The organism is Micromonospora sp. NPDC047134, assembly GCF_040643455.1.
Classification (GTDB): domain Bacteria; phylum Actinomycetota; class Actinomycetes; order Mycobacteriales; family Micromonosporaceae; genus Micromonospora.
The window spans coordinates 1-25,251 of sequence record NZ_JBEYUI010000016.1 but is presented as its reverse complement, the minus strand read 5'-3'; the positions used below and the strand labels follow the sequence as shown (position 1 = coordinate 25,251).

General features: G+C 69.6%; 27 protein-coding genes. 14 read left to right on the top strand and 13 right to left on the bottom strand.

Going from position 1 to position 25,251, the window contains the following annotated elements; translation table 11 throughout:
- Positions 1-111: 111 nt before the first annotated feature.
- From ABZ795_RS19495 to ABZ795_RS19485, 3 genes are read right to left on the bottom strand one after another with little or no spacing between them, the layout of a single operon-like run.
- The gene (locus tag ABZ795_RS19495; protein ID WP_357531361.1) at positions 112-2,130 is read right to left on the bottom strand and encodes a hypothetical protein; all 2,019 of its coding nucleotides are present in this window, start codon (positions 2,128-2,130) and stop codon (positions 112-114) included.
- A complete protein-coding gene (locus tag ABZ795_RS19490; RefSeq protein ID WP_357531360.1) occupies positions 2,127-2,384 on the bottom strand; it encodes a hypothetical protein in 258 nt (85 codons plus the stop codon). Before ABZ795_RS19490 ends, ABZ795_RS19495 begins: the two co-directional genes overlap by 4 nt.
- Positions 2,381-2,740 (bottom strand): DivIVA domain-containing protein, encoded by a 360-nt coding sequence (locus ABZ795_RS19485; RefSeq protein ID WP_357531440.1) that lies wholly within the window; start codon positions 2,738-2,740, stop codon positions 2,381-2,383. Before ABZ795_RS19485 ends, ABZ795_RS19490 begins: the two co-directional genes overlap by 4 nt.
- Before the next feature lie 419 nt (positions 2,741-3,159).
- Here ABZ795_RS19485 and ABZ795_RS19480 point away from each other — a divergent pair, with 419 nt between their 5' ends.
- The 6 genes from ABZ795_RS19480 to ABZ795_RS19455 all read left to right on the top strand — a co-directional run bounded on the left by ABZ795_RS19480 (position 3,160) and on the right by ABZ795_RS19455 (position 6,509).
- Positions 3,160-4,038 carry a helix-turn-helix transcriptional regulator gene (locus ABZ795_RS19480; RefSeq protein WP_357531439.1) on the top strand — a complete coding sequence of 293 codons (879 nt, stop codon included), beginning with the start codon at positions 3,160-3,162 and terminating at the stop codon, positions 4,036-4,038.
- Positions 4,031-4,231 carry a DUF397 domain-containing protein gene (locus ABZ795_RS19475; protein ID WP_357531359.1) on the top strand — a complete coding sequence of 67 codons (201 nt, stop codon included), beginning with the start codon at positions 4,031-4,033 and terminating at the stop codon, positions 4,229-4,231. Before ABZ795_RS19480 ends, ABZ795_RS19475 begins: the two co-directional genes overlap by 8 nt.
- A 266-nt stretch (positions 4,232-4,497) precedes the next feature.
- On the top strand, positions 4,498-4,758 hold the full coding sequence (locus ABZ795_RS19470) for a hypothetical protein (protein WP_357531358.1): 261 nt from the start codon (positions 4,498-4,500) through the stop codon (positions 4,756-4,758).
- Positions 4,759-4,774: 16 nt separating this feature from the next.
- Positions 4,775-5,410, top strand: coding sequence for a hypothetical protein (locus tag ABZ795_RS19465; protein WP_357531357.1), 636 nt, complete (start codon positions 4,775-4,777; stop codon positions 5,408-5,410).
- Positions 5,410-6,051, top strand: coding sequence for a hypothetical protein (locus ABZ795_RS19460; RefSeq protein ID WP_357531356.1), 642 nt, complete (start codon positions 5,410-5,412; stop codon positions 6,049-6,051). Before ABZ795_RS19465 ends, ABZ795_RS19460 begins: the two co-directional genes overlap by 1 nt.
- Before the next feature lie 50 nt (positions 6,052-6,101).
- Positions 6,102-6,509 carry a hypothetical protein gene (locus ABZ795_RS19455; RefSeq protein WP_357531438.1) on the top strand — a complete coding sequence of 136 codons (408 nt, stop codon included), beginning with the start codon at positions 6,102-6,104 and terminating at the stop codon, positions 6,507-6,509.
- Positions 6,510-6,561: 52 nt separating this feature from the next.
- Here the strand turns inward: ABZ795_RS19455 and ABZ795_RS19450 are convergent, their stop codons facing one another.
- From ABZ795_RS19450 to ABZ795_RS19440, 3 genes are read right to left on the bottom strand one after another with little or no spacing between them, the layout of a single operon-like run.
- Positions 6,562-7,104, bottom strand: coding sequence for a hypothetical protein (locus tag ABZ795_RS19450; protein ID WP_357531355.1), 543 nt, complete (start codon positions 7,102-7,104; stop codon positions 6,562-6,564).
- On the bottom strand, positions 7,101-8,201 hold the full coding sequence (locus tag ABZ795_RS19445) for an XRE family transcriptional regulator (RefSeq protein WP_357531354.1): 1,101 nt from the start codon (positions 8,199-8,201) through the stop codon (positions 7,101-7,103). The genes ABZ795_RS19450 and ABZ795_RS19445 overlap by 4 nt, the downstream gene beginning before the upstream one ends.
- Before the next feature lie 58 nt (positions 8,202-8,259).
- Positions 8,260-10,353: a prolyl oligopeptidase family serine peptidase gene (locus tag ABZ795_RS19440; protein ID WP_357531353.1), complete on the bottom strand. Its 2,094-nt coding sequence runs from the start codon at positions 10,351-10,353 to the stop codon at positions 8,260-8,262.
- Positions 10,354-10,576: 223 nt separating this feature from the next.
- Here ABZ795_RS19440 and ABZ795_RS19435 point away from each other — a divergent pair, with 223 nt between their 5' ends.
- From ABZ795_RS19435 to ABZ795_RS19425, 3 genes are all read left to right on the top strand, one after another.
- Positions 10,577-10,783, top strand: coding sequence for a type II toxin-antitoxin system VapB family antitoxin (locus ABZ795_RS19435; RefSeq protein WP_327024600.1), 207 nt, complete (start codon positions 10,577-10,579; stop codon positions 10,781-10,783).
- Positions 10,780-11,199: a PIN domain nuclease gene (locus ABZ795_RS19430; RefSeq protein ID WP_357531352.1), complete on the top strand. Its 420-nt coding sequence runs from the start codon at positions 10,780-10,782 to the stop codon at positions 11,197-11,199. The genes ABZ795_RS19435 and ABZ795_RS19430 overlap by 4 nt, the downstream gene beginning before the upstream one ends.
- Before the next feature lie 111 nt (positions 11,200-11,310).
- Entirely contained in the window at positions 11,311-12,450 is a 1,140-nt protein-coding gene (locus ABZ795_RS19425) for a site-2 protease family protein (RefSeq protein ID WP_357531351.1), read from the top strand.
- Between the two features lie 120 nt (positions 12,451-12,570).
- Here the strand turns inward: ABZ795_RS19425 and ABZ795_RS19420 are convergent, their stop codons facing one another.
- Positions 12,571-13,806 carry an FAD-binding protein gene (locus ABZ795_RS19420; protein WP_357531350.1) on the bottom strand — a complete coding sequence of 412 codons (1,236 nt, stop codon included), beginning with the start codon at positions 13,804-13,806 and terminating at the stop codon, positions 12,571-12,573.
- 59 nt (positions 13,807-13,865) lie between these two features.
- Here ABZ795_RS19420 and ABZ795_RS19415 point away from each other — a divergent pair, with 59 nt between their 5' ends.
- Positions 13,866-14,264: a hypothetical protein gene (locus ABZ795_RS19415; protein WP_357531349.1), complete on the top strand. Its 399-nt coding sequence runs from the start codon at positions 13,866-13,868 to the stop codon at positions 14,262-14,264.
- A 2-nt stretch (positions 14,265-14,266) separates the two neighbouring features.
- Here the strand turns inward: ABZ795_RS19415 and ABZ795_RS19410 are convergent, their stop codons facing one another.
- Positions 14,267-15,196, bottom strand: a complete 930-nt coding sequence (locus tag ABZ795_RS19410; RefSeq protein ID WP_357531348.1) for an LLM class F420-dependent oxidoreductase — start codon at positions 15,194-15,196, stop codon at positions 14,267-14,269.
- Between the two features lie 306 nt (positions 15,197-15,502).
- On the opposite strand from ABZ795_RS19410, the gene ABZ795_RS19405 reads away from it, so the two are divergent.
- Positions 15,503-17,689: a carbohydrate-binding module family 20 domain-containing protein gene (locus ABZ795_RS19405; RefSeq protein WP_357531347.1), complete on the top strand. Its 2,187-nt coding sequence runs from the start codon at positions 15,503-15,505 to the stop codon at positions 17,687-17,689.
- 174 nt (positions 17,690-17,863) lie between these two features.
- Here ABZ795_RS19405 and ABZ795_RS19400 read toward each other — a convergent pair whose 3' ends face one another.
- The 5 genes from ABZ795_RS19400 to ABZ795_RS19380 form a co-directional block, all read right to left on the bottom strand.
- Complete coding sequence (locus ABZ795_RS19400; protein WP_357531346.1) at positions 17,864-18,559, bottom strand: ABC transporter permease; 696 nt, start codon at positions 18,557-18,559, stop codon at positions 17,864-17,866.
- The gene (locus tag ABZ795_RS19395) at positions 18,556-19,482 is read right to left on the bottom strand and encodes an ABC transporter ATP-binding protein (protein WP_357531345.1); all 927 of its coding nucleotides are present in this window, start codon (positions 19,480-19,482) and stop codon (positions 18,556-18,558) included. The genes ABZ795_RS19400 and ABZ795_RS19395 overlap by 4 nt, the downstream gene beginning before the upstream one ends.
- Positions 19,479-19,838, bottom strand: a complete 360-nt coding sequence (locus ABZ795_RS19390; protein ID WP_327024590.1) for a GntR family transcriptional regulator — start codon at positions 19,836-19,838, stop codon at positions 19,479-19,481. The genes ABZ795_RS19395 and ABZ795_RS19390 overlap by 4 nt, the downstream gene beginning before the upstream one ends.
- Positions 19,839-19,996: 158 nt before the next feature.
- The gene (locus ABZ795_RS19385; RefSeq protein ID WP_357531344.1) at positions 19,997-21,034 is read right to left on the bottom strand and encodes a hypothetical protein; all 1,038 of its coding nucleotides are present in this window, start codon (positions 21,032-21,034) and stop codon (positions 19,997-19,999) included.
- Entirely contained in the window at positions 21,034-21,303 is a 270-nt protein-coding gene (locus tag ABZ795_RS19380; RefSeq protein ID WP_357531343.1) for a hypothetical protein, read from the bottom strand. The genes ABZ795_RS19385 and ABZ795_RS19380 overlap by 1 nt, the downstream gene beginning before the upstream one ends.
- A 279-nt stretch (positions 21,304-21,582) precedes the next feature.
- Between ABZ795_RS19380 and ABZ795_RS19375 the strand changes: the two genes are divergently transcribed.
- The 3 genes from ABZ795_RS19375 to ABZ795_RS19365 all read left to right on the top strand — a co-directional run bounded on the left by ABZ795_RS19375 (position 21,583) and on the right by ABZ795_RS19365 (position 24,923).
- Positions 21,583-21,954 carry a YciI family protein gene (locus ABZ795_RS19375; protein ID WP_357531342.1) on the top strand — a complete coding sequence of 124 codons (372 nt, stop codon included), beginning with the start codon at positions 21,583-21,585 and terminating at the stop codon, positions 21,952-21,954.
- Positions 21,918-23,327, top strand: coding sequence for a sigma-70 family RNA polymerase sigma factor (locus ABZ795_RS19370; protein ID WP_357531341.1), 1,410 nt, complete (start codon positions 21,918-21,920; stop codon positions 23,325-23,327). The genes ABZ795_RS19375 and ABZ795_RS19370 overlap by 37 nt, the downstream gene beginning before the upstream one ends.
- Positions 23,328-24,242: 915 nt before the next feature.
- Positions 24,243-24,923 (top strand): dihydrofolate reductase family protein, encoded by a 681-nt coding sequence (locus ABZ795_RS19365; RefSeq protein WP_327024586.1) that lies wholly within the window; start codon positions 24,243-24,245, stop codon positions 24,921-24,923.
- The last annotated feature ends 328 nt before the right edge of the window (positions 24,924-25,251 follow it).

Below are 25,251 nucleotides of genomic sequence, written 5' to 3'. Positions count from 1 at the left end.
ACCCGCTCCGGGCAGCGGCTGCTGCTGAAGGAGGTACCCCCGGGCACCCCGGTGGTGGTCGTCAACCGGCTACCCACCCCACCCCCGACCGCCTGTGGCAGGCTCCCGGGCTCACAGCCGCAGAGCGAAAACGGCGTCGTCGAGGGTGGCGGCCCGGGCGAGTGGCTGGAGGGTGTCCTCCCCGGTCAGCCAGAGCCGACAGCCTGTTCGGTCGAACGCCGCCACCACCGGCTGCCCGGCGTAGTGCCAGCCGACGCGGCGCAGCAACTCGGTCGGGTCCGGCAGCGGCGGCGAGGGCGCGGCCTGTGGTGCGGGCACCGGCTGGTCGGGGTCCCGGGGCACGCTGGCGACCAGGTGGCAGTCGAGATACTCGACGCAGCGCGCCACAGCCGCCTCGACACTGGCGCAGAACGGAAACTCGGCCCCGACCTGCGCATCGCGGGCGATGAGCCGCACATCCCACCGCTCCCCCTGGATCTTGCGCGGGTCACCGGCGTCGAGCCGGTGGTCGCAGTAGGTCAGCACGGCGGTGAGGTCTAGAGCGTGGGCGAGGCGCAGCAGGTCGCTCAGCGGTGGCGCGTCCGGCACGGCGGCCAGCACGAACAGTCGCGCCCCGGGCAGCCCGGCGGCGAGGTGCTCGACGTACTGGCCCGCCGGGTCGACGCCGGGCTCGTGAACGGTCACGAAGCCGTCGAGCAGGTCATGGTCGACGGGCCAGTCCGTGTCGAGGCGGGTCAGGTCGGCCGGGCGTACCCGGAAGGTGTCGGCGTAGCGGGACAGCCGCCGGTGGGGCCCGAGCTGATGTATCGGTTTGCCGTTGGGTTGGTGGGCGACCACCGGGGCGGGTTCACTCCCGTCGGGTCGCCAGGTCTCGTGGCTGACCTGGCGCAGGTCGGTCACGGTCACCGACACGGCCGCCGGAATCCGGCCGCTGTCCCGGCAGGTCGAGCAGCAGCCCACCGAGGGGGCCAGCCCGGCACCCGAGCAGTCGGGGCAGTCCGGGTCGGGTGCGGACGTGCCGAGTCGGCAGTCGCAGCGACGCAACCGGCTGCCGGGCCGACAGTCCGGGCAGGGCCGATGCGCTATCGGCTCACCCCACCAGGCCGGGTCGGGTGGTTCGCCGGCCCGCCGCAGTGTCTTAGTGACGTGCCGGACGATCTGCCCGGTCTCCCGCTCGTGCAGGCTCTCGACGCTGCCGGTCGGTAGCAGCGCGGTGTGCCACCAGCGCCCGTCCCGCCAGATCGCCTGAGCGCCGGGCGCGTCGCCGACCAGCTCCGCGAGCACGGCCCGGCCGAACCGGTCAAGATCCATGACCGGGGGTACGCCGACCGCCGGCACCGGTAGCACCGTGTACAGCGGCGCGTGCCGTCCCCGCTCGTCCAACCCGCACATGGCCGCCCGGAAATCCGTGTCGGCGATCGCCGAGGCCAGGTCCCGGGCACGCCCGTGCGAATCGAGCGGCACCGGGCTGCCCGGTAGCTCGTACCGCAGCTCCCAGACAACCCCGTCGTAGCTGCGGCGGCGAGCCTCCACCACCAGGTCAAGATGGAGCAGGTCGGCCAGCCCGCAGAGCCGGGACAGCTCGACGGCCGGATCGGGCGGCGACGGTGCCGCGCTGCCCCGGCCGGCGAAGATCCACCACGGGTCGTGATCGTGTCGGGCGAGGGCCTCGGCCTCCAACGCCCACCGCTGCCGCTCGGGCAGCTCGGGACGCCACTGCGGCGGCAACCAGAACAGCGTGTCGTCCAGATCCCGCCGTCCCCACCGGGGGCGCAGCCCGCGTACCCCGACGGTGGCGCAGAGCCCACCGACCAGCTCCCCCGCCCGACGGGCCCGCTCCCGACCGGCCGGCGGATCGAGCCGACCGGGCACCAGCCGCCGCGACGCTGCCGCCCCGGTGTCCAGGTTGACCACGGTCACCACCAGCTCCGCGCGCCGCCGCCCACCGCGCCCACACCGGTGACACGGCTCGGCCACACTGCCGTCGCCGCCACAGAGCCGACACTCGGCGTACGCCTCGTCGCGGTATTCGCCGCCGTCCACGATGAGTCGGTCGCCACCCCGGGTGCACTGGCACCGCCGTACCCGAAAACCCAGCCCGCCGCAGTCGTCGCAGTCCACGGTGTTCACGACCGACCGCCCAGCCGTCGCGCGCAGTCGCCGTCGTGGTCGGCCCGCAGCAGACACCGTCCGCCGCCGGGCAGCCTCAGGTCACAGAAGACCCGATGGCGTACGCCCTGGTCGTCCTCGGCCGAGACGGTGGTCTCCCCCGGGTCGGCCTGCGGCAGCACCCGCGCCCACCGGGCCAGCAACCGCGCCAGTCGCTGCGCCGCCAGCAGATCGCCCGCCTGAACCGGCAGATGCACCACGTACCGCCCGGTCACCGCCACGCTCCCTGGTTCGCGGGCTGCTGCCCCGCCTGGCGGTACACCGGCCGGTGGTTCGCGCCGCCCTGCCGGGCTTTACCCCGCTCGGTCTGCCACTGCCGCAACGCCTCCCGGACCCGGGCCGCCTCCCGGTGCGACTGGGCCACCTGCGCGTACGCGGCCTCCAGGTCGTCCGCCACCCGGTCGAGGAACTCGACCACCTCCGCCGGGTCGTAGCCACGCCGACTCAGCCGGAACCGCCGATCCCGCACCTGCCACGGCCGATAGCTCGCCGCCCGGTAACAGGTGCCGATGCTCTCGCCCCGCTGCTCGTCGGACCGCCTGGTGCTGTTGGTGCGCTCTGCCGTCCGCATGGTGTGCCCTGCGGTGTGCCGGGCGTCGTACCGCTCGGCTCGTCGCCGGAAAGGGTTGCGCATGACAGACCTCGCTCTCGTCAGCGTGGGCGATGAAAACGGCGGGCCCATCGGCCCGCCGCGCACCGACGGACCCGCCACGCACCTGCCACCGCAGCCCTCATCGCAGTAGGGCACCAGGGCAGACACGGCCAATGACCAGCACTTCCACAGTGGCCGTGCCGAGAGTCAAGCAGCGGTGAAGCAAAAATGCAACGTCTAACAATCGATGCTTGATCGACTACGCCTACAACGCGAACACACACTGTGAAATGTCTATTGTTTTTGATACATCGTCGCTGTTTAATTACGCACAGACACGTCGACAATGGTCACGACAGCGGAGGCGCGGAGTGTCACAGGCTGTAACCGGAACGACAATGTTGCGGCGCCAGATCGGCCGCAAGCTCGAAGCCCTGCGTAGGGCAGCCGGCCTAACCATGGAGCAGGCCGCCGAGGATCTGGACCGAGCTCGGGCAACCCTGCACCGCATCGAGAACGGCGCTGAAAACGTCCGCTTCCGCGCTGCCGACGTCAAGGAGATGCTCAACCTCTACGGCGCAACGACAGAGGACACTGAGCTGCTGCTGGCAATGACCGCCGCCACTCGCGAGAACAAGAACTGGTGGCACGACTACATCGGCTCGGGCCTACCCCGCTGGTTTCAGCTCTACATCGGACTCGAAGAGGCAGCAGCCAGCATCCGCCAGTATCAGTGCGAGTTGATCCCGGGGCTGCTGCAGACAAAGGCATACGCCGAGCAGCTTTTCCAGATTCCAGGCGTCCCTCGCAGCAACGGCGACCGCGCAGAGCAGGAGCGCGCCGTCGCCCTTCGCATCCAACGCCAGACCCTGCTGACCCGCTTTGCTCCCCCACAACTGAGCGTGATACTCAACGAGGCAGCATTGCGTCGGCCCGTTGGAAGTTCCACGCTGATGGCGGAGCAGCTACACCAGCTCAGCAAGGCGACCGAACTACCCAACGTGACTGTTCGCGTGCTGAAATTTTCGGCTGGACTCCATGCGGGTGCGATGACAGGAGCGTTCTCGGTCCTGGACTTCCCCCGGGACAGCAAGGGCGAGGAGGTGGAGCCCACCGTGACCTACCTGGAGACCACCACGGGAGCGGTCTACCTCGACAAGCCCCACGAAACCGCCGCGTACAACGCCATTTGGGCCGACATGGCCAGCCGCGCGCTCAGTGAGGCGGAATCCCAGTCGTTCATCAAGACGGTCGCAGAGGAGTATTCGCGTGCCTGACCTCAGCAACGCCACCTGGCGCAAGTCAACCCGAAGCAACAACGCGGGCGAATGCGTCGAGGTTGCCGACAACCTGCCCGGCGTCGTGGGGCTGCGAGACAGCAAGGATCCGAGCGGTCCGATCCTCGCGTTTGACTCGGCGGCTTGGGCCGCCTTCGTGGTGGGCGTGAAGCGGGAAACCTTCGACGTCTGAGTCGGTGGGCGCGGGTCGGCGACCCGCCGCTGCGGCGAGCAGACCTGCGCCCTCAATCAATCGAGCGTGACCGGCGATCCCGCACAGTTTTGTTGCAGGCACTGGCCGAGCGATGAGACGACGGCGACTGTGGAAGAGATCAGCGGCCACCAAGCGCAACCTCCGCCCCGCCCGCTGACCGATGAGCGACCGAGGGCTGACGGACCGTACATGATTCGATACGGTCGCTGCGGACAGTTCGATGCCCACGGGGAGGAGTCGTCGCGGTGGCGTCGATTGAGGAAATCAAGGCTGGCATCAATCGGTTCGGCCAACAGACGCAGCAGAGCGTCGTGCAGCTTCGCGCTGTGCATGACTCGTTGGAGCAGAGCCTCGCGCTGTTGCAGGCGGTCACCGCTGGCACCAACCATCCGGCCGTCGGCCAAGCGATCAGTCAGATTGAGCAGGTCAAGGCCAAGCTCAATGAGGCGTCCCAACTCGCAATGGGCGCGGTCGACACCACTCGGCGATACGCCGCCAGCTTCTGACACCCGAGAGGTCACCATGCCACGCGTCATCGTCCCCGTCGGCCTGTCCATGGGTCCGCGCTACCGCTACGTCCGCCCACCTGACCCGATCCCCGAATGCTACGAGATCCACCTCGGCAACGACCTGATCGAGCTGACCGAAACTGAAGCGGCGGTCTGGGCTGCTGCCTTCGTGGATGCCGAGCGACACGCCAAACTTGAAGTGAACCGCGAGTCTCTGATCCGGCTACTGGAAACCGCTCCGACTCCGGAACCTCAGGCCGCCCGACTGGTCGACAGCTTGATCGCCCGCGGCCTGCTGGTCGAGTTCGACACCGACGGCGACCTGGAACCAGTCTTCCGCCGCCACAAAGTCCTCCCTCTCGGCGAGGGCCTCGGCTCGACTCCCGAGGAGCCCCACCTTCACCGCATCGGTCACGCCGGTCAACCCAAGATCGCCATGCCGGTCGACGTATATGGACTCTGGTCGTTTTCCTGGCGCGATCCGAATTTGTGGCAGGCGTGCGTGCTCTATGCCGACGACTCGGAAAACGTTGCGGAGGGCGACGAGCCCTCGGACAGCACCCCGGGCGAGGTAGCTCACGACATCGCCGTTCATCTGCCCCTGCTCATAGCCGTCAGCTGCGGTTACCTGGACCCGATCTCAGCCTGATGGGCTGGCGTAAGGAAAACCGCCGTAGAAAGCAGATCGAGCGGCCGTTCGCGCGGCGGTTGAAGTACGAAAGCGCCAAGGAGGCGCTCGGGAAGTTGGTCGAGTGGGGCGGCGCAGGCGTTGGCATGCTGGTCGGCCTCGGCAGTGCCAAGTACGGGTTGCCGGTATCGCCTGCCGTCGCCTCCACCGGCGGAGCGATCATCGGCGGCATGATGGGATCGCAAGGCAAGGCGTTCGTCGTAGCTGGCATCGACCACTTCCGCGAGCGACGCGATCAAAGAAGGTCTGCCGCCGCAGCGGCTGGCTCTCGCAGGTCGCGGCGCACCGGCAGTGGCGGCGGAACTCGGGCTGTTTCCTCGGCAAGGCCACAGGGCGGCTCGGCCAGCATCGTCGGGCAAGTAATTGGTGGGCTGGACAACGTGGTGACTCAGCTCAATCGTGCGTCACGTCATCTCGCCGACATCCACCGCAGGATGTGGGCGACTCAGAATGAGCTCAACGCTGTGCTGGCTGGCGGCCGGCCGGAGGTGGTGCGGGCCCTGGACGACACACTCACCACTGCTCGAAACCTTGTTCTCGAATCGCCCGGCCTACTCGGCAACTGCACTGACACCATCAGCGGCTACCGCGCCGGCATCTGACACACGCCGGGAGCATCGGGAGAGGGAACGCCGTGACGATCAGCCCTGAGATGGTCGCCTACATCCGCACGATGGTGAAGGGCGAGCACGCCGAGAACGACCGCATCGAGGCCCGCCTCGATGCCCAGGGCTGGGACGGGTTTGGCACGCTGCTCGGTGCCGTCTTCTACTTTGCCGTGAATCGCCGCTTTCCGAATGGGGCAAGCCAGGACGAGGTGATCCGGTTCGTCAGCGAGATGCGGATCACGACCACCGGCGGCCCCGAAACCGATGCGGCCAGCGCAGAGAAGCTGATCAACGCCGCTCTCGACCCGAGCATCGACACGGACGTCGAGCCGACCATGGCCGGGCGGGTCCAAGGCCCGACGATCCTGCACATCTTGGGTTCCTGTGCCGTCTCCGATCGGGAGTTGGACGATCTACTTTCCGAGGCCGCAGCTCTGGCCAGCCGGTTCTAGCGACAGAAGCCGGGATGAGGTGCGTCAGCAAACGCTCCGCTAACGGCCCTCGCTAGAGAAGGTGGTGTTTGCGCGCGTACACGGGGAATTCTGCGCCTGAGCATGGAAGGCGGGCACCGGTTGCGCGGAGGGCATCGATCAAATTGCCTGCGGCGGTCTCGGTCTGCTTGCCGGTGCGGCACGCCGCCGCGAGCAACCAGATCGTTCCATGGACCTTCGCACCGTAAGTACGTGCGACTTTGGTGGCCTGCCGATCGTCGGTGATGGCGATGCCTTGCCGCACCTCGGCAGCGGCCAGGACGGACGCCTCGCCCAGGTTGCGCTCCTCGGCACCAAGCCTCCCAGCCCAGGTCGCGAAGCACCGGATCTCGGGAAGAGTGTCCAACTGGGCCTTGTCGAGCCAGGTCACCTCGCACGTCGCGAGCAGTTCCGGATGATCGGCCGCGCCCTCCCGCAGTTCTTCCATGACCACCTGGGTCGTCCAGCAGTCCGCGTCGATCAGCAGGTCTTGCAGGACATCCAACCGGTCCGCAAGGGTGAAGTGCGACAGGATCATCGTGTCGAGGACGAAGGCGGTCTGCGGCGGACCGCTCACGGGGCAAGCTCCGGATCGGTCTCCTCCGGCAGGTCCGCGTCGGTGATCTGGCCGTACATCATTTCGATGGCCCTGACTCGGGTGATCCGGTTGCCCCGCCACGCCTCGATGACGGCATGGGCGTAACCTGGCGGCACCCGCACGGCCGCCAGGTCGGGTTGTGGTGCCCAACCCAGAGCCTCCATGAATTCTGCGCGGGTAGGTCGCGGAGAACTCCACGCACTGCGCGTCGCGGCATCGATGATCTGGGCCTGCTCCGCCTGCCGTAACGCCAGCACCCAGGAGGTGCGGTATCGCGCCGCGTAGTTGATCAGCACTTCTCGGGTCAACTGCCCGGCGGCTCGGGCACTAGCTAGCGCGTCGATCGGCAGCAGTAGTTCGGCGGCGAAGGCGTCAATCACCAGTTCCCGGTCCGCGCGTGACGCGCTGACCCCCAGATCGTTGGAATACTCGTCGCCGATGACCAGATGGCCCAGCTCGTGAGCTGCGGTGGTGCGACGGCGGCCGGGGTCGCCCTCGGTGCTCACCACCGCGACGGCGAGATCGCCGTCGATCAAGGATGCGCCGTCTCCGGGTAGGTCGGCGACGAGCACCCACTGACCAGCACGTTCGCAGAGCTGCATGATGCTGCCGATGGGCTCGCTGTCGAGGCCCATCTGCTGCCGCAGCCACCGGGCTGCCTGCCGCGCGTCGGCCTCCGACGTCACCGCGTGCGGATACTGGCGCACCGGATGGGTCTGCAAAGTCCCGATGCTGACTAGTTGCCGCACGTTGCGCAGCCACTCGGCCAACGCGATCTCCAAGCGCTCGGATGAGCGCCCCGCCACGGTGTCGGTTTCTTCGGTCAGCAGCACTGCACGCCGCGACAGCACTGCTGGCCGCGGCTCGATCAGATACTCCATCGACACTTTGAGCGCACGAGACAGCCGTGCCAGTTCCACTCCGTCGACGCGCCTCGTGCCGGCCTCGACCTTTGCAAGCATCGTCCGGTCAAGCCCGACCCGGTCGGCGAGGTCCTGCTGCGAGACGCCGAGCGACATCCGTGCCTGACGTACCTGTTCACCGATGCGCTGCCAGTCCTGCTGCTCCCCACCCATGGTGCGATAATCGCACAGTCGACTCGACTTGGGGCCAACACGATGCGAAGTTGGCACGTCACGGCAGCTCGGGCACTCGGTCTGCGGGCGGGGTGTGCTGGCCTGGTACGACCGCACGGGGGTGGGAAAGCCTCTGCCAGAGGAACTCCAGCGCCAGCGCCTTGATGAAGGCGCGCTGCTCGTTGTTGGCTGCCGCGCCGTGCCCGCCCTCGATGTTCTCGTAGTAGGTGACATCGTGGCCGTACTCGCGGAGCAGGGCGGTCATCTTGCGAGCGTGGCCGGGGTGCACCCGGTCGTCGCGGGTGGAGGTGACGAACAGGACCGGCGGGTAGCGGACCCCTTCGCGGACATTGTGGTACGGCGAGTACTCCCGCAGGTAGGCCCAGTCCTCGGGGGCATCTGGGTCGCCGTACTCGGCCATCCAGGAGGCACCGGCCAGCAGCCGGTGGTAGCGCCGCATGTCCAGCAGTGGGACGTGCGCGACGACGGCGCCGACCAGCGCCGGATACCGGGTCAGCATCACCCCCATCAACAGGCCGCCGTTGCTGCCGCCCTCGATGCCCAACTGCTCCGGCGTGGTGATGCCCCGCTCGGCCAGGTCACCGGCCACCGCCGCGAAGTCCTCGAACGCCCGGGGCCGGTTCTCCCGCAACGCCGCCCGGTGCCACCGCGGTCCGTACTCGCCGCCGCCCCGGATGTTCGCGACCACGTACGTGCCGCCCCGGGCCAGCCAGCCCCGGCCGATGAGCCCGGAGTAGCCGGGGGTCTTCGAGATCTCGAAGCCGCCGTACCCGGTCAGCAGCGTCGGTCCGGCGGGCGCGGCCGGATCCCCGACCACGAAGTACGGCACCCGGGTGCCGTCGGCGGAGGTGGCGAAGAACTGGCGTACGGTCAGGCCCTCGGTGTCGAAGAACGCCGGTGCCCGTTTGAGGGTTTCGACAGAGCCGCCGCCGATCCGCCCGAGCCGCAGCGTCGCCGGCTGGAGGAAGCCCTCCGAGGCGACCAGGTAGGCGTCCCCGAGGTCCGGGTCGGTCTCGACGAGGTAGCCCTCCTCGTCGCTCGGGACTCCCGGCAGTGGTGCCCGCCGCCACTCACCCTCACCTGGGGTGAGCACCTCCAGTGTGCTGCGTACGTCGGTGAGGGTGGTCAGGATCAGGTGGTGGCGGGTCCAGGTGTAACCGCTCAGCGCCGTACGGTCGTCGGGCCGGAACAGCACCGTCAGGTCCCGGCTGCCGGCGAGGTAGGCGTCGAACCGGGTCGCCAGCAGGGCACCCGCCGGGTAGGTCGACTCGCCCACCGACCACGGCGTGCGAGGCCGGATCACCAACCATTCCCGGTGTACGTTCCAGTCGGCGTCCTCGGGCACCGGGATCCGGACCCGTTCGCCCGCCCCGGTCAGCAGGAAGCTCTCCGAGCGGAAGAAGTCCAGGCGGCGACTGACGAAATCGCGCGCGAAACCGGGCGTGAGGTCGCGCCAGCCGTACGCGCTGACATCCTCGCGGGACGCCTCGTACACGACTTCGGCCTCGGCCAGTGGCGTGCCGCGTCGCCACCGCCGCACCTGTCGGGGATAGCCGGATTCGGTCAACGACCCCGGTCCGAGGTCGGTGCCGACGTAGATGTGGTCGGCGTCGATCCAGCCGACATCGGTCTTGGCCTCGGCGACGGTGAAACCGTCGGCCACGAAGGCCCGGTCGACGAGGTCGTACTCGCGCACCACCACCGCGTCCGCGCCCCCGCGGGACAGGCTGATCAGGCAACGCCGGTGCTCGGGCGGCAGCGTCGTCGCGCCGCCCCAGACCCAGTTCTCGCCCTCCCGCTCGGCCAGCTCATCGAGGTCGAGCAGGACATCCCACTCCGGCTCGGCGCGGCGGTACTCCTCGAGGGTCGTCCGCCGCCAGAGCCCGCGCGGATGCGCCACGTCCTGCCAGAAGTCGTAGTAGAAGTGGTCTCCGCGCCAGCCCGGATAGGGGATGCGGTCGTCCGAGTCGAGAATCTGCCGGATCTCAGCCTGCCGCGCGACGAATGCCGGGCCGACGGTCAGCGCCGCGACAGCCTCCGCGTTGCGTTCCCTCACCCACCGGACGGCCTCCGCGCCATCGATGTCCTCAAGCCAGTGGTACGGGTCTGCGCCCGACGAGTCTTCACCCATCCACCGACTCCTTCACCACTGACGACGGCCATCGCCGCAGTACACAAAGTACAGTCCCCATTACCGAAGGCTGAGACCAACCACATGGGCTCATCTGGCGGAATTTTGCGTACGCCCGGCTCTTCTCACCTGCAACCGCGCAGATCGCCGGACAGCCATTAGATATCAAGATCACGGCAAGTTGATATCATCGCGTGAGCGCCGCACTGAGCTGGAGGAACTCGTGTCCAGGACGATCCTCGACGTCGATGACGAACTGCTTGCCGAAGCCGCCAAGATCTTCGGCACGACCACGAAGAAGGCGACCGTCAACGCCGCCCTGAAGGCCGCCGTCGATCGGGAGAAAAGGCGTGAGTTCGCCGACTGGCTCAAGAGCGGCGGCCTGCCGGACCTCACCGGCCACCCCGACTCGACGCCGGATGCGGCGTGAGTCGAGAGCTGTACCTGCTCGACAAGTCCGCGCTTGCCCGCTGGCCCAAGCCGGCCGTCGCACCAGTGCTCGATGAGTTGTCCGAGCGCGGGCTGTTGGCGGTGTGTGGCGCGATCGAGATCGAGGTGATCCAGAGCGCCCGGACGGCCAGGGAAGCTCAGCGGGCGCGCTGGCTGCTCGGCGGCTTCCACTGGCTTGCCACACCCGACGAGGTCTGGGACCGAGCGGTCGAAGTCCAGCTCCAGGCACTGCACAAGGGCAATCACCGGGCCCTCCCGATGGCTGATCTGGTGATCGGCGCGACCGCAGAGCGGCACGGAGCCACCGTGCTGCACTACGACGGCGACTACGACATGATCACCGCGATCACCGGCCAGCCCACCACCTGGGTCGTCCCGGCCGGGACCGCCGACTGACCATCGGAGCTGGTCGAGTCAGCGGAAGCGAAACCCCATCGATCACTGCGGCGGGCAGGTCGCCCACCCGGCGTACGGCATGGGTTTAGCCTCCGGGGGTATCACCCAGGCATGAGGGCGAGTTTCGGGCTCGGTCGGATCGCGGGCGTACCGGTCGGCGTGAACTGGAGTGTCCTGTTCATCTTCGCGCTGATCTGGTGGGGGTTGTCGGCGAACCTGTTCCCGGTCTCGTACCCGGGCCGCTCGGCGCTCGCGTACGTCTTCGCGGGTCTGGCTGCCGCGGTGGTCTTCTTCCTGGGCCTGCTCGCCCACGAGGTGTCCCACGCGGTGGTGGCCAAGCGCAACGGGCTGGACGTGCAGGGGATCACCCTGTGGCTCTTCGGTGGGGTAGCCGAGCTGCGGGGCGAGGCCCGCACCCCGGGCGCAGAGCTGCGCATCGCCGGGGTCGGGCCGCTGGTCAGCCTGATCATCGGGGTGTTCTTCGGGGCGATCGCGATAGTGCTCAGCCTGGCCGGGGTGCAGGGACTGCTGCTGGGCGCGATGGCCTGGCTGGCCGGGATCAACCTGCTGCTGGCGCTGTTCAACGTGCTGCCGGCGGCGCCGCTGGACGGCGGGCGGTTGCTGCGCGCGGCGGTGTGGAAGGCCACCGGGGACCGGACCCGCGCCTCGGTGGTGGCGGCCCGGGCGGGTTGGGTGCTCGGCGTACTGCTGATCGGGCTGGGGTTGTGGCGGTTCCTCACCGGCGCCGGGTTCGGCGGGCTCTGGTTGGCGTTGATCGGCTGGTTCCTGATCGGGGCGGCCGGCATGGAGGAACGGCAGGCCCGGGTGGGCGGCGCGCTGCGTGGGGTACGGGTCGGCGAGGTGATGACCCCGCAGCCGCAGACCGCCTCGGGTGAGCTGACCGTGGCGGACTTCGTCGACAACTACCTGTTCGCGTACCGGCACACCGCACTGCCGTTGACCGAGGACGGGCGGCCGGTCGGCCTGGTCACCCTCGACCGGGTCCGTGGGGTGCCGGGTGACCAGCGCGGCAGCACCACCCTGGCGGCGGTGGCCTGCCGGGCCGAGGACCTGGTCCTCGCCTCCCCCGACGAGCAACTCACCGACCTGCTGCCCCGCCTGAGCGAGTGCGCCGACGGCCGCGCCCTGGTGGTCGCCGACGGCCAACTGGTCGGCATCGTCTCCCCCAGCGACATCAGCCGCGCCGTCCAACGCGGCCACCTCCGCGACCAGGTCACCGCCGGCCACTAGCCCCGTCGATCATGCACTTTTCGTCGGTGCATACGGAATGAAAGCCGCTTTTCAGCGACTAAAAGTGCAAGACGGGCCAGAGCGGGCGGCGGGGCCGGGGCGAGGGTGAGGGAGGCGGCGTCAGCGGGGGAAGAGGGGGTTGAGGGCGGGGGTGTGGAACTTGGCGGTGGGGTCCAGGTGGCGCAGCAGGGCGGCGAAGTCGGGCCAGCGGGGGTAGGTGGCGGCGATCGCCTCGGGGGCGGTGGTGAAGACCTTGCCCCAGTGCGGGCGGGGTGCGTACGGGGCCAGGGTCCGTTCCACCTCGGCGACCACCGGCAGCACCTGTGCGGTGTCCGCGATCCAGGTGAAGTGCACCGCCAGGCTGTCGCGTTCGTACTGCGGGCTTAGCCACAGGTCGTCGGCGGCGATGGTGCGCAGTTCGCTGATCTGCAACACCGGGGCGATCAGGGGTGCCACCTCGTCCAGGGCGGCCAGGGCGTCGGCGGCGCAGGCCCGGGGCAGGTGGTACTCGGACTGCAACTCCTCGCCGCTGCTGGGGGTGAAGCCGAGCCGGAAGTGCGGCAGCCGCTCGTGCCAGGGCCCGACCGCGCCGAGCTGTTCGGTGCAGTTGGCCGGGGGCATCCCGGGCACCGGGTGACAGGGCCGGTCGGCCGCCGTGGTGCCGAGCCAGCCCGCCGGGGGCGCGGGGGCCTCCGCCAGCTGCTTGCGCCAGACCTGGGTGCCGCGGGTCGAGCGCCAGTCGGTGAAGACACTGACGCTGTACGCGGACCCGAGCGCCTCGTCCAGGGCCGGGCGGGGCAGGTCGAGGTGGACGTACTGGCGCAGGTCGAAGGTGGGCAGCACGTCCAGGGTGACCCGGGTGACGATGCCCAGGGCGCCGAGGGAGACCACCATCGCGGCGAAGTCGTCGCTGCCTCGGTGCACGGTACGCAGTTCGCCGGTGGCGGTGACCAGTTCCAGGGCGGCTACCGCGGTGGCCAGGTTGCCGATGCGCTCGCCGGAGCCGTGGGTGCCGGTGGCCACCGCACCGGCCACCGAGATGTGCGGCAGGGAGGCCAGGTTGGCCAGGGCGTACCCCCGCTCGTGCAGCCAGGTGGCCAGGTCGCCGTAGCGCATCGCGGCCGGGACCTCGACGGTGGCGCGTTCCTCGTCCAGGTGCACGGTCTGCGGCAGTCCGGCCAGGGTGACCAGGTCTCCGGTGGTGTCACCGAGCCGGTTGAAGGAGTGTCCGCTGCCCACCGCTCGGATCCGGTCGCTGCCGGCTACCAGGGCCGCCAGTTCCTCGACCGAGGTGGGCCGGTGGTAGGCCCGGGCGGAGTACTGGATGTTGCCGGCCCAGTTACGGTGCGTCGGCACTGCGCCCCCCTTCGCCGCGCCGACGGTTACCGCCGGCTCCGTCGGGGAACCCTACGCCGATGAGCAGCTACCGTGATCCCGCCCCCAGGGGCGATGTGTACCCCTCCGAGGAGGAGATCGATCCGGGCGGCAGCGGGGTCGAGCCGGCCAGCGGCCCGACCGGGGCGTACCCCCTGGTGGAGGCGAGCCAGCCGGGCCCGCAACCGAACCCCGTGCCCGAACCGACGCCGTCGCCGGTGCCGACCCCCGGGCCGCCGCCCCGCCTTCCGGGCGGCGGCCGGTCGATCGTCAGTCGACATCTGGACGGCTCCGTGCAGGTCGTCACCGATGTCGACGGCGACGGGGTGGCCGATGTGGTGCAGTTCGACCTGGACGGCGACGGGATACCGGACGTCACCTACCTGGACAGTGATCGGGACGGTCGGCTGGACACGGTGCTGCGCTCGTCGTCGCGCTGAATTCAGAGCTGGGGCATCACCTCGGCGGCGACCAGGTCCAGGTGGTCCAGGTCGCCCAGGTCCAGCACCTGGAGGTAGATGCGCTGGCTACCGACGGCGGCGTACTGGCCGATCTTGTCGACGACCTCGGCGGGGGTGCCGGCCAGGCCGTTCTCGCGCAGCTCGTCCGGCTCCCGGCCGATGGCGGCGGCCCGGCGGGCCACCTCGGCCTCGTCCTTGCCGCAGCACAGCACCAGCGCGTTGGACCAGACCAGCTCGGTCGGGTCCCGGTCGATGCCCTGGCAGGCGGCCCGGACCCGCTCGAACTGGGCCTCGGTGTCGGCGATCGAGACGAACGGCAGATTGAACTCGTCGGCGTAGCGGGCGGCCAGTCGGGGGGTACGCTTCGCGCCCTTGCCGCCGAGCAGGATCGGCGGGTGTGGCTGCTGCACCGGCTTGGGCAGCGCCGGTGAGTCACTGACCTGGTAGTGGCGGCCGGTGTAGTCGAAGGTCTGACCCGCGGGGGTCCGCCACATCCCGGTGATGATCGCCAACTGCTCCTCCAGCCGGTCGAACCGCTCCCCCAGGGCCGGGAAGGGCATGCCGTACGCGCTGTGTTCGGCGTCGTACCAGCCGGTGCCGATGCCCAGCTCTACCCGTCCCCCGCTCATCTGGTCGACCTGCGCGACCGTGATCGCCAGCGGACCGGGGAACCGGAAGGTCGCCGCGGTCATCAGGGTGCCGAGCCGGATGGACCGGGTGTCGCGGGCCAGCCCGGCCAGGGTCGTCCAGGCGTCCGTGGGGCCGGGATCGCCACTGACCGACCCCATCTTCAGGTAGTGGTCCGAGCGGAAGAAGGCGCCGAAGCCGGTCTCCTCGGCACGCCGGGCCACGGCGAGCAGGTCGTCATAGGTAGCCCCCTGCTGGGGCTCGGTGAAGATCCGCAGTTCCATGAGGTCGAGCATAGAAAGCCCACGGCCCCACCGCCCCGACTTGTGCCGGCGGTCCGACTGGGTTCGGGCACGGCGGTCGCCGCTCCCGGGGTGAGTCTCCGGTTGTTCCGAGCGATGTGGACGCAAATCTTTGCAGTGATTGCAGCGGTCCGCAAGGGCTTGTTCCTCATATGAGCGACTTGTGAATCAGAGGTTCCCAACCATCGATGGCCCTGTTACGGTCACGCATCATCGCAAGTTCTTGCATAGCTTGCAGGAAGCGCTGACTTCCACCACCTCTGCCTGACCGTCCCCCGAGGAGGGCCCGTGCGAGTTCCCCGTCCCCGCGCCGCGATACCCGCGGCCCTGGCCGCGACACTTGTCGCGGCCGGTCTAGCCGTCGTCGCCGCCGGCACCGCCCCCGCCAGCGCAGCCGAGGTACGCGCCAACGGCGACGCCATCGTCCACCTGTTCCAGTGGCGGTGGAACTCCGTCGCCGAGGAGTGCGAGTCGAATCTCGGCCCCAACGGTTGGGGTGGCGTGCAGGTCTCCCCGCCCCAGGAACATGTCGTGCTGCCCAGCGCCGAGGGCGCCACCTACCCATGGTGGCAGGACTACCAGCCGGTGTCGTACCGGCTGGACGCCACCCGGCGCGGCACCAAGGCCCAGTTCGTCGACATGGTCGAGCGCTGCCGCGCCCAGGGCGTGAAGATCTACGTGGACATGGTGCTCAACCACATGAGCGGCACCGGCTCGACCAACAGCGGCCCCGGCAGCGCCGGCACGGCCTACGGCAAGTACAGCTACCCGAACCTGTTCAACGACGGTTCCGGGGACAGCTACGGCTACGCCGACTTCGGGCCCTGCTACCGGAAGATCAACAACTGGGGCAACAAGCAGGAGGTCCAGGACTGCGAACTGCTCGACCTGGCCGACCTCAACACCGCCGACCCGGAGGTACGGCGGAAGATCGCCAAGTACATGAACGCGGTGATCGACCTGGGGGTGGCCGGGTTCCGGGTGGACGCGGCCAAGCACGTGCAGGAGTCGCACCTGGCCGACATCATCAGCCGGCTGCGTGACGTGCCCGGTTTCGGCGGCCGTCCGGACCTGTTCCACGAGGTGTACGGCGACGGCACGATCCCCTACACCGCGTACGCCCCGTACGGCGGGGTGACCAACTTCGACTACCAGCGGGCGGTCTCGTCGGCCTTCCGGGACGGCAACATCGCGCAGTTGGGCAACCTGCCCAACTACGGTGGTCTGACCGGGCAGCAGGCCGTGGTGTTCATCGACAACCATGACACCCAGCGGGAGAACCCGACCCTCACCTACAAGAACGGCGCCCGCTACTACCTGGCGGACACCTTCATGATGGCCCACCCGTACGGCCGACCCCAGCTGATGTCGAGCTACGCCTTCGGCTCGGTGCACGGGCAGGGCCCGCCGAGCAGTTCCAACGGCACCACCCTGGCCACGGACTGCACCAGCAGCGCCTGGATCTGCGAGCACCGTGACGCCGGGGTGGCCGGCATGCCGGGCTTCCGCAACGCGGTCGCCGGCACCGGCATCGGCTCGGTGGTCACCGACGGCAACGGCCGGCTGGCCTTCGCCCGGGGCAACCGGGGGTACGCCGCCTTCAACGCCACCGGCAGCACCTGGAGCCGCAGCTTCAGCACCTCCCTGCCGGACGGCCGGTACTGCAACGTGGGCAGGGGTGCGTACGACCGGTCCACCGGGGCCTGCCCGGGCGGGGCGGTGACCGTCTCCGGTGGCAGCTTCACCGCCGCCGTCCCGGCGGATCAGGCGGTGGCCCTGCACGTCGAGGCCCGCCTGGACGGCCCGACCCCAACGGCCACTCCGACGGTCACTCCCACCACTTCCCCGACCGTTTCCCCGACCCCGACGGCCAGCCCCTCGCAGCCGGCCGACTCGACCCGGTTCACCGCCACGGTCACCACCAACCCGGGCCAGGAGGTGTACGTCGTCGGGTCGGTCCCGCAGTTGGGTTCCTGGAACCCGGCCAACGGGGTGAAGCTGTCCACCACCTCGGGCAGCTACCCGACCTGGAGCGGGTCGGTCGACCTCCCGGCCGGTACCGCCTTCGAGTGGAAGCTGGTCAAGGTCGGCAACGGTGGCGTGCAGTGGGAGAACGACCCCAACCGCACCGGCACCGGCGGGCAGGCCTTCTCGGTGAGCTGGAACCAACCGGCCGCCGGTCCGCCCGGCCAGGCCACGGTCTCCTTCCAGGCCACCGCCACCACCGTGCCGGGTCAGCACCTCTACGTCGTCGGGGACCTGCCCGCCCTGGGTGGTTGGGATCCGGCCAAGGGGGTCCGGCTCTCGCCCTCGGCGTACCCGGTCTGGACCGGGCAGCTGACCCTGCCGGCGGGCACCACCTTCTCCTACAAGTACGTCAAGCGCACCGACTCCGGGCAGGTGATCTGGGAGTCGGGTGCCGACCGCACCGCCACCGCGTCCGGCTCGCTTCGCCTGACGGACACCTGGCGCTGACCGCACCCCACCGCGCGGCCCCTCCCGACACCCGATCGGGAGGGGCCGCCCCCGTTGCGCACGGTGAGCCGTCGCGTCCTCCGGTGCACAGCCGGTCGTCGTGTTCAACCGGTCGTGGTGTTAAAAGGGGGCCCCTGCTCTACCGCAGGCGTTAACAAGGGGCCCTTCCTTTCATCAGGGGGTGGCGCGGCGGATGATCAGGTAGCTGATCACGGCCAGGGGCAGGGTCAGCAGGGCCGGCCAGCCGACCAGGAGGGCGGCACCGGACTGGTCGGCGAACCAGCCGCCGATCGCCGACCACCAGCCCTGCCAGGTGACCAGCACCGCGGCGCCACCGAGACCCACCAGGGTCGCCGCCGACAGGGTGAGCATCCCGTTCATCCCCCAGCGCTTGAAGACCACGGCGATGGCGATGCCGAGGAAACCGAGCAGCAGGAAGGGGATGGCGAAGCCGAGGTACCGCAGGATCGGGTTGTCGACCATCAGGAAGGGAATGCCGAAGAAGCGCAGGTTCACTCCCCAGCCGTCGGTGGCCTCCTCGATCACGGCCAGCAGGTAGAGCACCCCCGCATAGACGACGGCCTGCGCGACGAAGTGGAGCACGTTGCCGAGGTAGAAGCTGCGGCGGGAGACACCCAGCCCCATGGCGAACGGGAAGTCCATGGTGATCGCGCCGATGCTGGCCACGAACATCACTACGTAGATGCTCATCAGGCCACCGGTGGTCGGCTCGAAGTCCTCCCTCTCACCGATGGCACTGAACAGGGCCAGGTTGATCAGGAAGCTGAGGATGAGGATCCCCCACGGCCAGCCGACCACGGTGCGCCAGGCCACGAACTGCATCCGGGCGACGGTCAGGGTGCGGTTCATCCGACGACCTCCTTGTCGGCCGTGACGACACTGCCGACCTCGGCCGCGGAGCGGTGCGTCGAGGTGGTCAGGCGTACGACGATGTCCTGCAGGGAAGAGGCGGTCAGGTCCACCCCGGCGGCACGGGCCCGGTCGTGCTCGGCCGGCCCGAAATCACCGCGTACGGTGGCCCGCGCCATCGCGCCGAGGCGTACCCGGTGCAGTTCGGTGCCGCCGCGGACGAACTCGTCGACCGCGTCGGCCGGCCCGGAGGCGATGACCACCTGGCCGCGCAGTTCGTCGGTCTCGGCGTCGAGCAGCAGGCGTCCCTGGTCGATCAGCAGCACGTGCTCGATCAGGTCGCTGACCTCGTCGATCAGGTGGGTCGAGAGCACGATGGTGCGCGGGTGCTCGGCGAAGTCGGCCAGGAGCCGGTCGTAGAAGATCTGCCGGGCCACCGCGTCCAGGCCCAGGTAGGGCTCGTCGAAGAAGGTCAACGGGGCCCGGGCGGCCAGCCCGACGACGATGCCGAGGGAGGAGAGCATTCCCCGCGACAGCTTGCGGACGTTGCGCTGCGGCGGTAGCCGGAAGTCCTCGACCAACTGCTGGGCGTACTCCTCGTCCCAGTTGGGATGGACCAGGGCCGCGGCTCGGAGCACGTGCTTGACGCGCAGGGTCGACGGGTAGGTCTGGCTCTCCTTGATGAAGGAGATCCGGGAGAGCACCCGCTCGTTCTCGTAGGGGTGCTCCCCGAAGACGGCGATCTTCCCGCTGGTGGCGAAGATCTGGGCGGTGAGGAGCTGCATCAGGGTCGTCTTGCCGGCACCGTTGCGCCCCAGCAGGCCGTAGATGCGGTTCTCCGCCAGCGTGAAGCTGACCCGGTCCAGCGCGACGACCTCGCCGTACCGTTTGGTGAGGTCGGTGACGGTGACCACCGGGTTCATCGGGTCTCCTCCCAGGTATCGATCATGTTCTTGAGTTCGGCCGGATCGATGCCGAGCTTGCGTGCCTCGGTCACCAGCGGTTGCACGTACTGCCGGGCGAACTCGTCACGGCGCCGGGCGCGCAGCTTGGCGCGGGCGCCGGAGGAGACGAACATCCCGATTCCTCGCTTCTTGTAGAGCGTTCCGTCGTCGACCAGCTTGTTGACGCCCTTGGCGGCGGTCGCGGGATTGATCCGGTGGAAGGCCGCCAGCTCGTTCGTCGAGGGCACCTGGCTCTCCTCGGCCAGGGTCCCGTCCAGGATCGAGTTCTCCAGCAGCTCCGCGATCTGCTGGAAGATCGGCCGGCCGTCCTCCATCACTCCCCCGCCACACCATGTTGGTTGGCTGGTTCATTACTCATGTAACTAACCATGCAACCAAGGAGGCTCAATGTCAAGGTCGCCCGCCGGTGCAGAACCGGCGGGCGACCGTGAAGCGGTTGGCCTCCGACTCCCGCCGGAGGCCGGCTACCTGCCTAGACGTACGGCGGCCGGGCGTACGCGGCACGCAACGCGGCCAGCCCGGGAGCCTTGGGGCTCAAGGTGCCCCAGCCGGAGTTGAAGTAGTTGGTCCGGGCGAAGAAGGGCCCCCGCTCCGCGTTGAGCCGGGCGATCGCGGCCGGCACGGTGGCGATCCAGGCCGCCTGGTCCGGGATCTCGGCCACCCGGGCCCCCCACTCGGCGACGATCACCCGCCGGGACAGGGCCACCGGCCCCAGATCGGCCACCGCCCAGTCCTTGGTACGGCGGAACCGGGCCAGAGCGGTGTCCGAGGCGCTCGTCGCGTACACGTTCCATTGCAGGTAGTCCAGCCGCGACATCAACGACTCCGGATGGGTCCGGGTGAAGGAGGCCCGGTTGAAGCCCCCGGAACCGACCGAGAAGGTGCTCCCCGAGGGCAGCCCCTTGTCCCGGAACCAGTCGACGATGTACGTCACCGCCCGCACCGCCCGGGCGTCCGACTGCGCCCAGGTGTACGCCCTGCCGTCCTCGGTGGTGCCGAACTCGTTGTCGGTGTCCAGTTCGGAGGCGAGCTGGATGTTCACCCCGAAGCCCAGGGTCCGGTACTGCGACAGGGCCCGGGCGAACAGTCCGTCGCACTGCCCGGAGGTGACCTGGCCATAGCCGTACGCCCTCGGCCAGGTGGTCCCCGGGCGCTGCTGGATGGTCATCGTCGGGGCCGGCACGGTGTAGCGCACCCCGTCCACCGTGAAGGTCTGGGCCCGGGGATCACCGGCCCCGTAGTACTTGAGTTCCAGCACCATGTTCATCTGGATGCCGGACCGGCCCAGGGTGATCAGCCACGGCTTGTTGTAGCCGGGGAAGATGTTGGCGTCGGCGAAGCTGCGGTACTGGGTCAGCGAGCGGAAGTTGCCGCCGGAGATGTCGGCCGTCGGATCGGCGTTGCCGGCCAGGTAGTAGCCACCGAGCACCGGCGGCAGGACGGTGTAGTCGGCGGCGGCGGAGGTGGTCTGTCCGGCCGAGTCACGGACCGTGACGGTTACCCGGGGCATCAGGTCACCGCCCGGAACACGGCCACGGCACCGTTGTCCGACACCCGGGTCCAGGTACGGTCCGAGTCGTCCGTGACGGTCAGGGTCAGGGGGTCGATGACGGCGCTGACCGTGACCGGGGCGCTGCTGTTGCCCTGGTCGTCGGTGACCACCAGGGTGACCGTGAAGGTCTTCGTGTCGGGTTCGCCGTAGGCGACCGTGAGCAGCATCTGGGCACCGGGGGCGTAGGTGGTCGAATGGAGAGAGGCGGTCACCGTGGGAGCGGCCATCAGGCGCTCCTTCCTGGTTCGGGGTCACCACGGCCCAGCGGCGGCGCGCGTCGACGGCCGGGGTCGGCTGACACGCGGGGGCGGAACCTGGCGGGCTGAGGGGTGGCGACATCGCTGTCGGGCATGATGCAGGCGATCCGGCGGAGGGCCTGCTGTCCCCGTACGGCCGTGAAGAGTCGGATGTGGGCCCGCCATCCGCAGCCTTCTGACCTGCTACAACAGTGCATCGGGGCAGGCCCTGACGTCCTGTCACCTTGCTGACACTTCGGAGGATTCCCGGTGAAGTACCTGATGTTGATCTATGGCAACGAGCAGATCTGGGGCAGCCTGCCCGGCGGCGACCTGGCCGCGTTGATCGGCGAGGTGAACGCCTTCAACGAGGAGCTGCGCGCCCGGGGTGAACTGGTCGACGTGCAGGGGCTGGACTCCCCGGCCCGCTCGGTGCGGATGACCGGGGACACCCCGGTGGTCACCGACGGGCCGTACCTGGAGGCGAAGGAGTACGTCGGGTCGTACTTCGTGGTCGATGTCGACAGTGAGCAACGGGCGCTGGAGATCGCCCGGTCGTACCCGGGTCTGCGGTTCGCCCCCGGCCTCGGCGGCGGCATCGAGATGTGGCCGTTGATGGCCCGCGAGGGGGCCGACCACTGAGCCTCGACGAGCACGCCGCCGAACTGCTGCGCCGCCTGTCCCCCCAGGTGCTCGGCGTGCTGGTGCGCCGCTACGGCGACTTCACCGCAGCCGAGGACGCCGTGCAGGAGGCGATCGTCGCCGCCGTGGAGAGCTGGCCGCGCGACGGCGTACCGGAGCATCCGGCGGCCTGGCTGCACACCGTGGCCGCCCGCCGCTACGTCGACCAGGTGCGCTCCGAGGCCGCCCGGGCACGCCGCGAGCGTACGGTGCTCGACGCCACCCCGCGTGACGCGCTGGTCGGCCCGCCCTCGGACGCCGACCCGCCCCGCGACGACCTGCTGGAGTTGTTCCTGCTCTGCTGCCATCCGGCGTTGCCGGCCGAGGCGCAGGTGGCCCTGACCCTGCGGGCCCTGGGCGGACTGACCACGGCGGAGGTCGCGGCGGCCTTCCTGGTGCCGGAGAAGACCATGGCCCAGCGGATCTTCCGGGCCAAGCAGCGGCTGCGCCAGGTGGGTGCCCGGTTCGAGTTGCCGCCGGAGGCTGAGCAGAGCGCCCGGCTGGCTGCGGTCCGCCAGGTGCTGTACCTGATCTTCAACGAGGGCTACAGCGCCAGCAGCGGCCCGCAGTTGCACCGGCCCGGCCTGACCCGGCGGGCGCTGTGGCTGACCCGCCGACTGCACGACCGACTGCCCGAGGACGGGGAGACCACCGGCCTGCTCGCGCTGATGATGCTGACCGAGGCCCGGTCCGCCGCCCGGGTGGGCCCGGACGGCGAGTTGGTGCCGCTGACCGAGCAGGACCGCCGCCGGTGGGACCGGAGGGCCATCGCCGAGGGCAGCGCGCTGGTGGAGCAGGCCCTGACCACCTCGACCCCGGGGCCGTACCAGATCCAGGCCGCGATCGCCGCCGTGCACGCCGAGGCATCGACCACTGAGGAGACCGACTGGCCGCAGGTGCTGGCCCTGTACGAGCTGCTGGAACGCCTGGCACCCAACCCGGTGGCGTCCCTGAGCCGGGCCGTGGCGGTGGGCATGGTGCACGGCCCGACCGCTGGGCTGGCCCTGTTGGCGCACCTGGAATCGGGCATCCTCGCCGGGCACCACCGGCTGCACGCCGTCCGCGCGCACCTGCTGGAGCTGGCCGGCGACCGGGCCGGCGCGGCAACGGCCTGGCGGCGGGCGGCGGAGCTCGCCGGCAGCGACCCTGAACGCCGGCACCTGCTCCGCCGGGCTGCCACCGCAAGTGACTCTGGTAGCAGTGCAGGGGTCACCAGGGCTCGGGGATGTTCACCGCCAGGCAGCGCTGCGTACCGAGAAGAGGCTTGTAGCAGGCGGACGCCTCCAGGTTGTAGCTGTGGTCGTTGCGGTGGAAGGAACTGGTGCCGCCGTTGAGGCAGGTGCTGCCGCTGACGGTCGTCCCGCCGGTGACCGTCCCGCTGGCGCACGCCCCCTTGGCGACGGCGGTCTTCTCCACCGTGTTCAGCGAGGAACGCAGATCCCCCGCCTGGTGGACGCCGTATCCGACGAGGCTGACGCCGGATCGGGTGACGGTGTACTGGTACGCCGTGGAGGTGTAGTACGACCAGCTGGCCCCGGTCCCGACGGTGCGCAGCCCCGAATCGGTGGCCGAGCCGGGGATGAACATGTAGAAACCCTTGTCGTTGGTGTTCGTTCCGTCGATCATCCGGTAGACGATCACCAACAGCCCCTGGTCGTAGCTGACCGTGTTGTATGTCAGGTAGCTGCCGTTACCGCAGGTGGTGCGGTCGGCGATGTAGCCGACACCGTACGCGTACAGCATCACCCGGGCGCAGCGTCCGTCCGCCGCGGTGTCCTCGATGGTGCCGAGGGTGGCCGAGGTGCCGGCGTTGTCGGTGGCGTAACCGGTCAGGCGTACCCCGGGCAGTGTGCCGGAGTACTGATAGGCGTTCGGTTGGTAGTAGCTCCACGAGGCCGACCAGCCGGCACCTGAGGGCAGTGCGAGCGCCGGCGTGGCGGGCAGCAGGGCAACAGCGAGCGTGGCGACCAGTGCGGCGGCCAGTGTGGCGGCCGACCGTCGTAGGGACAGTGTCCTCATCGCTTCCTCCGTCTTGAGGCACGAGTCCACGAGCAGTGGATCTCTCACCGAATGATGACGGTCCACCCGGCGGTGCGAACGTCTCTGTCTCCAGGCAGACAGCGGCGTCGCAACGAGGTCCGTGTCGGTGATTCAGATCACAGTCAATCGCGGTAGTTGGCGTCGGTTCGGCTCCGATCCATCGGCGGGCGGGCACCCGTGGCGGGTGTCGCTAGACCGAGAGGAACGAGATGACCAAGGTGACCGCGCAGATGTCGGTGTCGCTGGACGGCTTCTACGCCGGCCCCCGGCATGACGGCGACGGTGACTGGCTGCATTCGGCGGAGAGCCACGGCTTCTTCCGGGTGACCCGCTGGGCCACCGAGGCGATGTCCTGGCGGGAACGGCAGGGCTTCGCCGGTGGCGCGCAGGACGTCAACTCCGACATCCTGGCCGAGTCGTTCGAGGCAGCCGGCGCGTACGTGATGGGTCGCCGGATGGCCGACGGCGGTGAGGTGCCGTGGGGCGACGAGCCGCCGTTCCGGGCACCGGTCTTCGTGGTCACCCACCGACCCCGCCCGACGCTGGTGCGCAAGGGCGGCACCAGTTTCACGTACGTCACCGACGGTGTGGCCAGCGCGGTGGCCCAGGCACGGGCCGCCGCGGGTGGCAGGGACGTGGCGGTTTCCGGGGGCGGCAGCCTGTTCCGGCAGGTCCTGCGCGCCGGTCTGCTCGACGAGTTCGAGCTGCACATCGCGCCGGTGGTGCTGGGCACCGGGATGCGGCTGTTCGACGCCGACCTGGACCTGGCCGACTTCGAGGCCATCGAACTGACCCCGACCCGGGTCGTGTCCGCGCCGCAGATCACCCACATCCGGTACGCGGTGCACGGGCGTGCTCCCCTCACCCTCGACGACCGGGGTCGCAGCTAGGGGTGGAGTCCTCCGGCGTGGTGGCGCGTCCGGCGGGGTTGCGGCGCGGCACATGCTCGGCGACACGGGGCGTCGAGAATGTGCGTCCGCGCCTAGAGTGACGGCAATCGTCGTCCAAGGAGGTGCGGTGTCCGAGCCGCCACCGGTCGAGCCGTCCCCGGATGCCGTCGGGGAGTCCCGCGAGGCCCCTGCCCCGACTGTCGCCGTCCCGGCGGATCCCGCCGGGACGGCACCCTCGTGTTTTGACCGTTGTGTGGGCAGGGTGGTCTGGCGGTGTGGTGTGGGTGTGTTGGTGGTGGTGTGGTGAGGGTTGTTACTTGCCCTTGTG